Consider the following 12,462-nt stretch of genomic DNA (forward strand, 5'->3'; position numbering starts at 1 on the left):
TCTCCGGCGGCCTCGGATCAGCCGCCCCCGACCTCCGCCTGACGGTCCAGCCGGCGGCGGATCTCCACCGGCAGCGGGTGATGCGGGCCGTAGACCCGCTCGGTGTCGTACAGCAGCGCCTGGAGCTGGGAGCGTGCCGCCGCGTGGTCGCCGACCGCGAGCAGCAGATGGCCGATGCGGTTGCGGATCTCGAAGGCGCGGGCCGGGTCGCCGCCCGTGACGTACTGGTTCTCGTAGTACGGGAGGACCGCGCGGTACTCCGCGAGCGCGGCGGCCGGTTCGCCGAGCTGCTCCAGGCACTGGGCGGCGTCGTGGCGGAACTGGAGCGTCTGCGCGTCGGCCGGGCCCGCCTCGGCCGCGCGGTCATCGGCGAGGCGGCGCAGCTCGGGCAGGGCGCGGCGGTACTGCCCGTCGTCCATCAGCGTGGCCGCGTACTGCTTGCGCAGGATGCGGACCACGGCGGAGTCCTCGCCGTGCTGTTCGGCCGCGACCGGGAGGATCGAGCCGAGGATGTCCACGGCCTGGGTGATGCGGCCCTCGCCGAGCAGCTTCTTGACGTCGTCGACGGCGGCGGCCACATCGGGCCGGCCGGTCGCCGGGGCAGGCGGGGCCGGGGGCGGGGGCGGGGCGGCGGCCCGGTCGGGCCACGGGGCGTGCGGACGCAGGAAGGGCCGGGTCGGGTCGAGCGGCCCGACGGGAACGCCGGCGCCCCAGGAACCACTGCTCCAGGAACCACTGTTCCGGGGATCGGTGTTCCAGGGACCGGTTTTCCAGGAGGGGAGCATCGGGGCGAGGTGCTCGTACACCTCCTGGGCGCCGGACGGGCGGTGCTGCGGGTCCTTGGCCAGCAGGCGCAGCACCAGCGTTTCCAGGGGCTCGGGGATGTCCGGCCTGATCCGGCGGACCGGGACCGGCGGCTCGTAGAGGTGGCGGTGCAGCACGCCGAGGGCGGTGGAACCCGCGAACGGCACGTCACCGCTGAGGAGTTCGTGGAGGAGCACGCCAAGTGCGTACAGGTCGGTGTACGGGCCGACGGCGCCGCCCATCGCCTGTTCGGGGGCCATGTAGGCCGGGGAGCCGATCGGCGAACCGGTGTGGGTGAGGCGGGTGGTGTCGGTGTCCAGGACCGAGGCGACGCCGAGGTCGAGGACGGTGACGGTGCCGTCCGGACGGACCATCACGTTGCGGGGCTTGAGGTCGCGGTGGACGATCGGCACCGCGTGCACGGCGCCCAGGACGGCGCAGAGCTGGGCGGCGACCGAGACGGACCACTGCCAGGGGTACGGGTCGTGCTCGGCGAGGTGGTCGGCGAGGTCCGCGCCCTCGACGTACTGCATGACGAGGAACAGGTCCTCGCCGTCGCTGCCCGCGTCGTGGACGGTGACCAGGCCCGGGTGGTCGACCTGGGCGGTGACCCGGCACTCGCGGACGAAGCGGCGGCGCAGCTCGTCCGCGGCCTCGGCGGCGACGGGTCCGGTGACCCGGTCGGGGCGGAGCAGCTTCACCGCGACGCGGCGGTCCAGGCGTTGGTCGTAGGCCGTCCAGACCTGGCCCATGCCGCCCTGGCCGAGGATGGTCGCCAGTTGGTACCGCCCGCCGATGAGGCGTCCGTTCACCGCCCCTCCTCCTTACGGAGGTAGTCGCTCAGTTCGTCCAGTTCGGCGCGGACCTGGTCGATGCGCTGGGGCTGGAGGTGGGGCTGCGAGGTCGGGCTCGGGCTCGGCTGCGGCTGCGGGGGCCGCTGAACCACCGGCCCCTGCTGGACCACCGGGGTCTGATGGATCCTCGGGTCCTGCCCGGTCGGTCGCAGCGGCCCGTACGGCTGCGACTGTGGCGGTGATTGCGGTTGTGGCTGTGGCTGCTGCGCGGCGAGTGGGGGCGGTGACTGCACGGGGTGCGGGGCGAGCGCCGGGCCCGGCGTCCCCGCCGGCACCGTGGTCGCGTACGCGTACCCCGGCGCCGCGTACCCGCCCACGAGGTGCTGCTTCGTCAGCCGGTCGTAGTACTGGATGTCCCCGACGTAGTAGTGCGTGATCGCGCCCGCCATCACCAGCATGAGCAGCGTGATGAGGATGCCGTCGGTGGTGGTGGGCTCGTCGTTGCCCTCCCTGCCGATGATCGGCAGGAGCACGCACACGAACACGAACCCGGCCCCGGTGAGCCACCAGTCGAGGGCCCGGCGGCGCACGATCGCGAGGCGGAGCAGCGGGGTCCACAGCAGCAGCCCGAGCGAGCACACCGGGAGCACGGTGAACAGCACGCGCATCGAGACGATCCAGGCCCTGCTGGGAACCCGGCGCGGCGGCGTCGGCGGATGACCCGGGGCGTACATGGCTGCTCCTGGAGACCTGGTCGTTGAAGATTCCGTGCACGCACTCGCGCGCGCAGATCCGAGCGTAAGGGGCGACAACGACGGTCCGCCCCGAGTGGTACCGAACCGTTGTGCTTCGGATCACTCCGGACGGACCGTGCCGTCCGTCAGCCCGTCGTACATGCCCTGGATCAGCTGCCCGCCGAGCCGGCCGGCCAGCCGGAGCGCGTCCTCGAACTCGGCCAGGGCCCGGAACCGGTCCCCGTAGCGCCGCTGTTCCGCCAGTGGCAGGCGAGGCAGCTGGAGGCGGCGGGCGTCCAGCCTGGTGGCGGTGGAGGCGTAGCTGCTGGCCTGGCGGTTGTTGGCGGTGCCGCGCAGGAAGCCGGCGAGGAACCACGGGTCGAGCGCGGCCGGGTCGGGGCGCAGCAGCTGGAGGTTGCGGCCGAGCGCGGCGCCCGCGGTCGCCCCGTCGACGACGCGGGCGACGGAGCCGCCGCCGAGCACGGGGACGACGACGTCACCGGCCTCGACGAGGACCGGCTCCTCCGGGGGTCCTTCGAGGGGCAGGCTTCCCGAGGGGGCGGTGGCGCCGAGGACGTCGTGCTCCGTGAGGACGGGCGTCGGGCCGGTGCCGGAGCCGCCGGTACGGAGCTGGAGCGCGCCGGCGCGGGCGAGTTCGCCGACGGTGGTGAGCGGCCAGTGGGCCGGGGCGGAGAGGGTCACGGCCGGCGGGGTGAGGGTGCCGGTGAGGCCGAGCGTCTCGGTCAGCCGCTGTCGTACGCCGGCCAGTTCGGCGGGGCCGCCCGCGGCGGCGGGGGGCGGCAGGTGGCGGGCGGGGGCCAGGTCCACGTCGTCGTCGAGGAGTTCGATGACCGGGAGGGCCCGGCCGGCCCCGGTCCCCCTGCCCGTTGCCGTGTTGGTCCCCGTGTCGGCGCTGCCTGCGCCTGTTCCTGTTCCTGTGCCTGTGCCTGTGCCTGTGCCTGTGCCGTCGAACGATCGCCAGGCCTCGAGGACGGTGCGGTGCACCGCCTGCCAGTCGAGCCGGTCACGACCGCCGGCCGGGGCGGCGGACCCCGCGCCCGCCGGGGCCGGTTCGGCGGGCTCGGCGGTGTCGACGAGCAGCAGTTCGGGCGAGGGGTGCAGGCCGTTGCCGGGCTTGCGGAGCACCCAGAGGTGGAGCGGGATGCCGTACGGGGGTGCGGCGCCCGCCGGGAGGGCGATGACGGCGCGCAGGGCGCCGCGGCGCAGCAGATCGGCGCGGATGCGGCGGCCGGAGCGGCGCGAGGCGGCGGCCGGGGGCATCAGCAGCACGGCGGTGCCGCCCTCGCGCAGATGGGCCAGGGCGTGCTGGACCCAGGCGAGTTCGGACTCGGTGCGGGCCGGGAAGCCGTACTCCCAGCGCGGGTCGTAGGCGAGCTCGTCGTGGCCCCAGTTCCGTTCGTTGAACGGCGGGTGGCAGAGCACGGCGTCGGCGGCGAGCCGCGGGAAGGCGTCGGCGCGCAGGGTGTCGCCGGTGCGGGCCGCGACCGCGCAGCCGGTGTCGGTGTGCAGGGCCAGCCGCAGCGCGGTGAGCGCGGCGAGGTCGGGGTCGCTCTCCTGGGCGTACAGGGCGGTCGGCCCGGTGACGGCGCGCAGCAGGGCGCCGGTGCCCGCGGCGGGGTCGAGGACGGTGCGGGCGGGCCGCCCGCCCGTCTCCACCAGGGCGGCCATCAGCCCGGCGAGGCCGGGCGGGGTGAGCGTGTACTGGCGCGGGTTGGCGTCCAGCTGGCGGCCGAGCAGGAACTCGAAGGTCTCCGGGGCCCCGCCCTCGGCGGCGAGTTCCGCGACGCCCCGGAGCAGCGGGACGGACGGGAGGAGTTCGGCGCGGCCGGGGGTGTGCACGGCCCGCCCCGCTTCCGAGGCCGGTCCGAAGCGGGTGGTGAGGAGGTCGTCGAGGGCGAGGGACAGCACGCCGGCCATCGGCTCGTCCGCCACGGCGGCGATCTCCCGCCAGGCGGCGGGGCTGGTCCGCAGGAGGAGCAGGGCGCAGCCCGCGTGGAGGAGGGCGGGGACGGGGCCCTGGGGGTGCCCGGCGAGCTGCTGCCAGACCCGTTCGCGGAGGGGCACCTCGGCGAGTTTCCCCTGGTCGCGCAGCCACTGCTCGACCTCGGACAGGGCGAAGGACGGACTCGTCTCGGTGCCGCCGACGGGCTTGGGGAAGTCGGCGTGGCGGCGGCGCCAGTTGCTGACTGCGGCACGCCCCACCCCGGCGAGCCGTGCGATTCCCGCCGCGGTCACCTCTGTCGCGTTCTCCGGCACTGGCTGTCTCCCTGGTCCTGGCGTCGGTCGTGGCGCTCGTCCCGGTACCGGCGGCTGGTCCCGGCACCGGTTCGTCGTTGTCGGCGAGCATACCGACCCGTTCACGAGACACCGATTCACAGCGTGCATCAACCACTCCATCATGAACCGTGTTGACTCGGTTCACAAGCTCTGCTGTTATTGACCCGTCGCTGCAACAGAGCGATGCACGGAACCGCTCACCACTCATCTGCTTTTGCCGGAGGGCACAGCCATGTCCCAGTTCACGCAGTCGCCGCAGTCCCCGCAGCCCCAGCAGCCGTACGGCCCGGTCCAGACGCCGGGCGTGCGCCCGGCCCGCAACGGACTGGGCATCGCCGCACTCGTCCTGGGTGTCATCGGCGCCGTGTCGGGGCTGATCCCCCTGCTGTTCTGGCTGGCGGGCATCCTCGGCGTCATCGCCCTGATCCTGGGCCTGGCGGGCCGGGGCCGGGCCAAGCGCGGTGAGGCCACCAACAAGGGCGTGACCACCTTCGGCGCGGTCCTCGGACTGGTCTCGCTGATCCTCGCGGTGGTGGGCGCGGTGATCACGTTCAAGGCCGTGGACGACGCGGTGAACGACATCGACAAGGCGCTCTCGGAGACCACGGCCTCCGCGAAGCCGAAGCCCGGCGGGGACTCCGCCAAGGGCGGCGACGCGGCCGGGAAGGACAAGGGGAAGGACACCGCCGGGGCGCTGGGGGCCGGGGACTCGGCCGTGTACGACGACGACCTGACGGTCACGGTCGGCGACGCCACCTCGTACACCCCGGCCGAGTACGCCGTCGGTCACACCGAGGGCAACAAGGCCTACCGGGTCGCCGTCGTCATCGAGAACGCCGGCAAGGAGAAGTTCGACTCCGCGCTCGTCGGCGTCACGGCCCGCGCCGGCAAGGAGGGCGTGGACGCCGAGCAGATCTTCGACGACAAGGTCGGCGCGGGCTTCAGCGGCACGGTCCTGCCGGGCAAGAAGGTCACTGTCCAGTTCGCCTTCGACGCCCCCGCCGACGCCAAGAACCTGACGGTCGAGGTCAACCCCGGCTTCACGTACGACGCCTCCCAGTGGGACCTGAAGCTCTGACCCTCCCGGGGCTGACCCTCCCGGGGCTCCGTCCCCCGTCCCCTGTCCGCCGGGCCCGCCCCCTCCCGCCCCGACCGGAGCCGATCCACCATGCGCCTTCCCGCCCGCGTCTCGGCGGCCGCCCTGAGCGCCGCGACCGCCCTCGCCCTCGCGACGGCCTGCGACCTGCTTCCGGACGACGCACCCGCCGCCGCCCCCTACGCCCGGCTGACCGGCCCCGAGGTCGTCGACAAGGCCCTCGCGGCGACCCGGGCCGCCAAGGCGGTGCGCATGACGGTGCGGACGACGACACCCGAGGGCCCGGTCGAGGCGTACGTCGCCACGGACGTCGGGGGCGTGTGCACGGTCACGCTCTCCATGGGCGCGGCGGGCACCCTGGAGCTGGTCCGGGCGGGCGGCACGGTCCGCACCCGCTCCGACGCCGCGATGCTGCGGGCGACCTCCACCGGACGGGGCCCGCGCGGGGACGCCGAGGTCGAAAGGCTCACCGGCCGCTGGGTGGAGCCCGCCGACGGCGACCGGCAGGCGAGGACGGCCGAGCGCTACTGCGACCGGGAGACGTTCCTCGGCCTCCTCGCACCGACGAGCGGAACGGCCCGCAAGGGAAGGGCGACGGCGCTCTCCCCCGACGAACCCTCCGACGAAGAACCCGCCGCCGGCGCACCCGCCCCCGCCGGACCCTCCTCGGCCGGTCCCGCCCCCGGTACACCCGCCCTGACCGTCACCGGTGGGGCGGACGGCCGGAAGTGGTCGGTGAGCATCGCCACCGAGGGCCGCCCCTACCTCCTGGAGCTGCGCGCCGCACCCGGCCCCGACGGCACGGGGCACGGCGCGGCCCCCGTGACGGTGGAGTTCTCGGAGTTCGGCAAGCCGTTCACGGCGCGGCAGCCAAAGCCCTGACCCGCCCTCCCCCACGGCCCGCACCACCGGAACCCGCCCCGCCCGGGGCGGGTTCCGCGCGTCCGCCGCCCGCCCCGGCTCACCCGCCGCACTGCTCCAGCATCGCCCTCTTGTCGGCGACGGTGACGGGCAGTTCGTACTTCAGCGAGACCTGCGCGAACCGCACCGCGTAGGAGCAGCGGATCGGCTTGTACGGCGGCAGCCAGGAAGCCGGCCCCGAGTCCCGCTTGGCGCTGTTGGCCGGGCCGTCCACCGGGAGGAGGTTGAGCGGGTCGTTGGCGATCCGCTGCCGCTTGTCCCGGTCCCAGCGCGAGGCCCCCATCTGCCAGTCGTACGAGAGCGGCATGACGTGGTCGATCTGGACCCTGGTGGGCCGCTGCTTGGTCCAGTCGATGGTCGAGCCGGTGTACGGGTCCTTGAGGGTCATCGACACGACCACGCAGTCCGAACCGGACCGGAACTTCACGTCCTTGCCGTCCCTGGCGAGGAGATCGTTGCGGGTTATCTCTATCCCTCTCCTGATCGCGATGCACATGAGGCACAGCCGTAACCCACTCCTGTCCCTCACCGTTATCAGTCATGCCATGAGGCACATGAGTGACAACGGAGACAGGAAGCAGATCCATGACGTTATGCACGGAGAAAGCCGTCTCGCCCACCACCGGCGAGACCACCTGGCTCCTGGTCGACGAAGAGACGTACGCGCCCCACCCCGAAGCCCGTGAGTTCTCCCTGTACCTGCGCGGAGCCGGGCGGTCACCGCAGACACAGCGCGCGTACATCCCCAGAATCGGCCGCTTCCTCAATTGGTGCGCAGAACGGGGCACCAACTGGAAGACCGCCCGGCTCGGGGACATGAGCCTGTTCAAGTTCCACGTCGAACGGACACCGACCCGGTACGGGCGGCCTCCGACCGGCAAGACGGTGAACGCCACGCTCACCGCGGTCTGCGAGTTCCTCCGCTTCTGCGCCGTCCAGGGACACGTGGCCCACGAAGTCGCCGCGCGTCTCAGCGAGCCCCGCTTCCTCGCACACGCCCCGGCCGGTTTCGATCCCGGCGAGGGCGGCCAGCACTTGATGGTCAAAGCCCGCGTCCTGAAGGCGCCGGAGATCGAGCGAGCGCCCCAGACGCTCACCCGCGCCCAGTCGGATCAGATTCTCGACGCCGCTCGCACCGCCCGTGACCGGCTGCTGCTGACCGTCCTCCTGGAGGCAGGCCTCCGCATCGGCGAAGCCCTCGGACTGCGGCGCGAGGACATGCATCTGCTCCCCGACTCCACCCACCTCGGCTGCCGGACCGGTGGCGCGCACCTGCACGTCAGGCCACGACAGGACAACGTCAACGGGGCACGGGCCAAAGCCGGGCGCCCTCGCATGGTTCCCTTGACGCCAGAGGTGGTGCATCGGTATCGCGATCACCTCGCCGAGCGTGAACAGGCGGCCGGCTCCGCCGGCTGTGACTACGTCTTCGTCAACCTCGTCGGCGTCCACGCGGGACGCCCTCTGTCATATTCGAACGCCAAGCAAGTGGTCGAACGGATCGGGAGGCGCTGCGGTCTGACCGCCCGGCCGCACATGATGCGGCACACTGCCGCCACCCGCTGGATCCGTAACGGAGTTGCTCCGGACGTCGTACAGACGCTCCTGGGCCACACCTCCTCGGCCAGCACCGCCGTATACCTGCACGCCCAGGACGAGGATCTCCGCGCAGCCGTCGCGGCCGTCGACAGCCTCACCTCGGAGCTGCTGCGATGACCGTTGCACCTCTCCGCTCGGCTGTCGTCGCCTCCGTCTCCGCTGAACCGGAGTGGCCGTCATGGCTCGCGGCGCGCATTCCGTCGAGCTGGCGGGCAGATGAGTGGGACCCCGTTCAGGCACTGTTCACTGCCGATCCCGGTAATCCGATGACCAGCGTGTTCGTCTGCTCCGTGGCCTCCTGCACCACCCATGTGGCGAGCAACGGCTCCCGGTGCGACGCCTGCCGGAAAGCCCGATATCTCCTGAGAAACCCTGCGGACTTCGACACGACGCACACCCCGGATCCGTCTCGCCGCAGGCCCAACGCCGCCGCGAACGGGGCGATGCCCGGCGTCTCCCAGTTCTCGCTCGCGGGTGTGAGCCCCGCGGTCCGCCAGGAGCTCTTGTACGGGCTACAGCAGCGCGACGACGCCGGAATCAGCCTGGTCCCCCAGCGGGTACGCCGCATTGTGGCCGGCCTCCCCGCCGGACTCGACTCGCTCCTCGACCTGGACGCCTCCTTCTCCTCCGGGCTTCCAGCCGCGGCCTCCGGCGTCCTGAACGGTGTTCTCCAGCACGTCCGACGGGCACGCGTCGAGTTCGAGGGCACCGATCCGACCTCGGGCGATGTATGGGAGTGCGCTCTCATCGGGCTGACGGCCGGACGCGGTCGCAAGTACGCCGCTGTCCACGGCGAGATCGACTTCCGTCCGGTACGGCAGCGTTGGCTGCGGGAGCTGGTCAAGGAGTACGGCCGCACGGCACGCCCCAACGTCATGGATCTACAGCAGACCGTCTACGCGGCGACCATCGCGTCCTCCGCGCTGGCAGGCCGCCCCCACGGGGATGAGCCCGGGCTCCTCGCCATGGCTGACATGAACGCCGTAGTGGACATGTTCCGCATCACCAAGCGTCCCGAGGACGGTCACGACTACTCCACCAGCCACCGCAGAGCCCTGCTCCGCCACTGGCGCACGTTCCTGGACTACGCCCGTCAGGCCGGGATGATGGATCACGTGCCCGGCGGCTTCGCACTCAACCCCCGCTTCCACAGCATCGCCGCCGTGGAGGTGACCGAGGACGATCTCGGCCGTGCGATCCCCGAGCACATCATCGTCCAACTCGACGCACACCTGGGTCTGCTGGGCACCTCGACGGGGTACACGAGCGGCGGCTGGACGGCCGCCGACTTCGCGCGGATGTATCAGGTGGTCTACGCGGTCCTCCGGGACACCGGCCGACGTCCAGGCGAAGTCACCAGCCTGCGCCGCGACTGCCTGGAGCGGGTCGACGGCAAACCGACGCTGATCTACGACAACCACAAGCGGCGACGACACGGCCGTCGTCTGCCCATCTCGGAGAGCATCGCCCAACTGATCGAAGCCTGGCAGAAGGAGCTCGATGCGCTACCGGCCGTACCGGCTTGCGCCCAGTGGCTGTTTCCCTCTCCAGGACAGCGCAATCGTCCACGCCGCGGGCATCTGAACACCTCGCATTTCTGCAACCGGATCTTCCGGAACTGGGTCGACGAACTGATCCCTGACCTTGTGGACGACCGTCTCGACGAGGACGGCGCCCGGCTCGCCCACGACCGCACCCAGATCGTCCCGTACGGCTTCCGCCACGCGTACGCCCAACGCCATGCGGACGCGGGCACCCGCCCCGACGTCCTGCGGGAACTCATGGACCATCGTTCACTGGACGTCACCATGGGCTACTACAAGGTTTCCCTCGGTCGAAAGCAGGAGGCCGTGCGCACGGTCGCGGCACTCGCCGTCGACCGGCACGGAGCCGCCCGCGGGTTCAGCGATCCCCTCGCCTACGAGGTGGAAAGCGTCGGGGTTCCCTATGGCGGCTGCACCGAGCCGAGCAACGTCAAGGCCGGCGGCGGGCACTGCCGCATCCGCTTCCAGTGCGCCGGATGCGACTTCTACCGGCCCGATCCCTCCTACCTCCCCGCCCTGGAACAGCAGATCGCGGACCTGCGGGCCGACAAGGAGGCCGCCCTGGCCATGGAGGCCGCCGACTGGGTCGTGCGCAATCTCGACGACCAGATCCGCGCCTACTCGAAGTCGGCCGACGAGATGCGGCGGAAGCTGGACGCGCTGCCCGCCGAGGAGCGGGCCGCCGTCGAATCCGCCTCACGCGAGCTGCGCAAGGCACGTTCGGCAGCGGCCTTCGTCCCCCTGCAGTCGCTGACGACACGGAGCTCGGAATGAAGATCCCTGCTGCTTCCAGCGGCAACGACCGGAACGCTCGGATCGAGCGGCTGCGCGTCAGCCGCGCCAAGGACAGCGAAGAAAAGACGAGGCGTGCACTCGACGCCGTGGATGCCCTTCTCCGCTCGGGGCAACGGATCACCGCTGCCCGAGTGGCACGGGAGGCCTCGGTGTCCACGTGGTTCGTCTACAACCAGCCTCAGGTGCACCAGGCCGTTCAGGACGGCATCACCGCCCAGCAAACGCGAGGGCGCCAGAACTCCCACACTCCAGAAGCGTCCCAGGTGTCTCCGGCCGGGTTGCGGACGGACCTTGCACTGGCCCGCGAAGAGATCAAGGACCTCAAGAAGGAGCGCGATCGGCTCCGTAACCGGGTCAGGCTCTCTCTCGGCGCCGAGTTGGAAGGCGTGAACCAGCACGAGCTGATCGAGCGGGTACAGCAGATCGAGCAGCGGAATACCGCGCTGGAGCAAGCGCTGTCAGAGGCCAGGAACAGGATCGCCGCCCTGGAGGGCCAACTGCGTGAGGCGGAGGACGACCTCACCGCCGCGCGAGCCGGTCTTCGCCGTGCCATGCGGGCCGTTCCGTCCCCATAGCCCTCGCGATACCGCCCACTCGCGGCCGTCCGGCTTTCATACCGCCTTCCGGACAGCCGCGAGGAAGGCCGGCGAAGTGGTCAGGACTTGACCCCCCGCACCGGTCAGGACCGCGCTCAGTCGGTGTCCGTCGCGGCCAGCATCGCCAGCCGTCGACGTTCTGGAGATACCGCAACGAGGCCGATGTCCCAGGCCCCACGCTCGAACCACTTGGTGTCGGCGCCGAAGGCATACCAAGCGCATGCCCGTGCACTCGCCTCGACCTCTTCCACGAGGCAGCCCTGCGCCGTACCGGAGAGACCGGCCACGGACTGCCAGGCGGCCAGTCGGCCGTAGGCACCACGGGCGCCGGAGTTGTAGGCACCGCCCGTGGACGCGGCGGCGAAGAGAACCCGCCATGGGTGCTCCGGCGAGCATGCCGCAACCGACAGGGCGGCCTTCTTCGTCCCCACGCCCTCCAAGCACTCCAGCCCGAGTGCCAACAGCATCCTCGGAACCGACTCGGCTTCCAGAGGAGCTGCCAGATCGAAGACCCGTGCTTCGATCCGGCCGTTCGACTCCTCGGCCCAGTTCGTCACAGCAACACCGGTGGCCTTGGCAATGGCTTCGGTCGTCGTCTCCTCGACCGGCGGCACGGGCGCCCGGTCATCACGCGGCACCTCACGGTTCACCGGCGGGCCGTACGGCATCGAGTGGCTGCCACCGCGCGCGCTGTAGCTCGGCAGATCCGGTCGCCCTTCCAGCTCCAACAGCGTCAACGGCAGCCAACCCAGAGGATGATGCCTCCAGTGCGGCGACGTCGCCCACCCGGCGATCCCCGGTGACTCCGTGACGTCGACGCCTCTGAGCACCAGCTCATGGACCAGGCACGCCCGAAGTTCCTCAGTGGCGTGTCCAGTGAACGCCGCTGCGAGCTCCTCGGTCGGTTGGCTGGAGGCCAGCAGGGAGGCGGTATAGCGGTCCAGCTTCCTGTCAGCGGCCTCCGCGGAAGAAACCAGCCGCAGCGCTTGAGCGACGTTGCCGGGATCGGGCGTGGTGGCCAGAAGCCGGAGCAGGTAGTCGAAGACGCTCCTGTACTGCCATATCCGCCCGGCGTCAGAGGCGTAAGCCCCGGCGAGCGCGATAGCGAGGTCCGCAACGAAAGCAGCGTCTCCCCGCCCGAGACTGCGGTCAGCCGTCTTCCACACGTCGGTGACGCTCTTCAGGCCCGGCAGCTTCGTCACGATCTTCTGTATGCGGTCAGCCACGGCAATGGAGCCTATGCGTCGCGCAGCACGAAAGCGACAGCGTTTCCCCAGGTCA

9 protein-coding genes and 1 pseudogene are annotated in these 12,462 nt (G+C 71.6%); 5 read left to right on the forward strand and 5 right to left on the reverse strand.

Annotated elements, in window-relative coordinates; translation table 11 throughout:
* Positions 1–17 precede the first annotated feature (17 nt).
* The 3 genes from OCT49_RS12620 to OCT49_RS12630 form a co-directional block, all read right to left on the reverse strand.
* The gene (locus tag OCT49_RS12620; RefSeq protein ID WP_283851973.1) at positions 18–1,616 is read right to left on the reverse strand and encodes a serine/threonine-protein kinase; all 1,599 of its coding nucleotides are present in this window, start codon (positions 1,614–1,616) and stop codon (positions 18–20) included.
* A complete protein-coding gene (locus tag OCT49_RS12625) occupies positions 1,613–2,332 on the reverse strand; it encodes a hypothetical protein (RefSeq protein WP_283851974.1) in 720 nt (239 codons plus the stop codon). Before OCT49_RS12625 ends, OCT49_RS12620 begins: the two co-directional genes overlap by 4 nt.
* Positions 2,333–2,452: 120 nt before the next feature.
* Positions 2,453–4,609 (reverse strand): N-6 DNA methylase, encoded by a 2,157-nt coding sequence (locus OCT49_RS12630; RefSeq protein ID WP_283851975.1) that lies wholly within the window; start codon positions 4,607–4,609, stop codon positions 2,453–2,455.
* 253 nt (positions 4,610–4,862) lie between these two features.
* Between OCT49_RS12630 and OCT49_RS12635 the strand changes: the two genes are divergently transcribed.
* A complete protein-coding gene (locus OCT49_RS12635) occupies positions 4,863–5,708 on the forward strand; it encodes a DUF4190 domain-containing protein (RefSeq protein ID WP_283851976.1) in 846 nt (281 codons plus the stop codon).
* Between the two features lie 90 nt (positions 5,709–5,798).
* Positions 5,799–6,608: a hypothetical protein gene (locus OCT49_RS12640; RefSeq protein ID WP_283851977.1), complete on the forward strand. Its 810-nt coding sequence runs from the start codon at positions 5,799–5,801 to the stop codon at positions 6,606–6,608.
* Positions 6,609–6,687: 79 nt separating this feature from the next.
* Here the strand turns inward: OCT49_RS12640 and OCT49_RS12645 are convergent.
* Positions 6,688–7,110 (reverse strand): annotated as a pseudogene (locus OCT49_RS12645) (HNH endonuclease family protein); the annotation flags it as partial.
* 122 nt (positions 7,111–7,232) lie between these two features.
* Between OCT49_RS12645 and OCT49_RS12650 the strand changes: the two are divergent.
* The 3 genes from OCT49_RS12650 to OCT49_RS12660 all read left to right on the forward strand — a co-directional run bounded on the left by OCT49_RS12650 (position 7,233) and on the right by OCT49_RS12660 (position 11,160).
* A complete protein-coding gene (locus OCT49_RS12650; protein ID WP_283851978.1) occupies positions 7,233–8,363 on the forward strand; it encodes a tyrosine-type recombinase/integrase in 1,131 nt (376 codons plus the stop codon).
* 149 nt (positions 8,364–8,512) lie between these two features.
* Entirely contained in the window at positions 8,513–10,564 is a 2,052-nt protein-coding gene (locus OCT49_RS12655; RefSeq protein ID WP_283851979.1) for a tyrosine-type recombinase/integrase, read from the forward strand.
* Positions 10,561–11,160, forward strand: a complete 600-nt coding sequence (locus OCT49_RS12660) for a DUF6262 family protein (protein ID WP_283851980.1) — start codon at positions 10,561–10,563, stop codon at positions 11,158–11,160. Before OCT49_RS12655 ends, OCT49_RS12660 begins: the two co-directional genes overlap by 4 nt.
* Positions 11,161–11,276: 116 nt before the next feature.
* On the opposite strand, the gene OCT49_RS12665 is transcribed toward OCT49_RS12660, so the two are convergent.
* Positions 11,277–12,407, reverse strand: a complete 1,131-nt coding sequence (locus OCT49_RS12665) for a DUF6183 family protein (protein ID WP_283851981.1) — start codon at positions 12,405–12,407, stop codon at positions 11,277–11,279.
* Between the last annotated feature and the right edge of the window lie 55 nt (positions 12,408–12,462).

This window comes from Streptomyces sp. ML-6, assembly GCF_030116705.1.
Lineage (GTDB): Bacteria > Actinomycetota > Actinomycetes > Streptomycetales > Streptomycetaceae > Streptomyces.

What these genes read in the sequence shown, in the direction of transcription:
- OCT49_RS12625 (WP_283851974.1), bottom strand. Translation starts at nt 2,332, where the DNA reads ATGTACGCCCCGGGTCATCCGCCGACGCCGCCGCGCCGGGTTCCCAGC.
- OCT49_RS12635 (WP_283851976.1), top strand. Translation starts at nt 4,863, where the DNA reads ATGTCCCAGTTCACGCAGTCGCCGCAGTCCCCGCAGCCCCAGCAGCCG.
- OCT49_RS12640 (WP_283851977.1), top strand. Translation starts at nt 5,799, where the DNA reads ATGCGCCTTCCCGCCCGCGTCTCGGCGGCCGCCCTGAGCGCCGCGACC.
- OCT49_RS12650 (WP_283851978.1), top strand. Translation starts at nt 7,233, where the DNA reads ATGACGTTATGCACGGAGAAAGCCGTCTCGCCCACCACCGGCGAGACC.
- OCT49_RS12655 (WP_283851979.1), top strand. Translation starts at nt 8,513, where the DNA reads ATGACCAGCGTGTTCGTCTGCTCCGTGGCCTCCTGCACCACCCATGTG.
- OCT49_RS12660 (WP_283851980.1), top strand. Translation starts at nt 10,561, where the DNA reads ATGAAGATCCCTGCTGCTTCCAGCGGCAACGACCGGAACGCTCGGATC.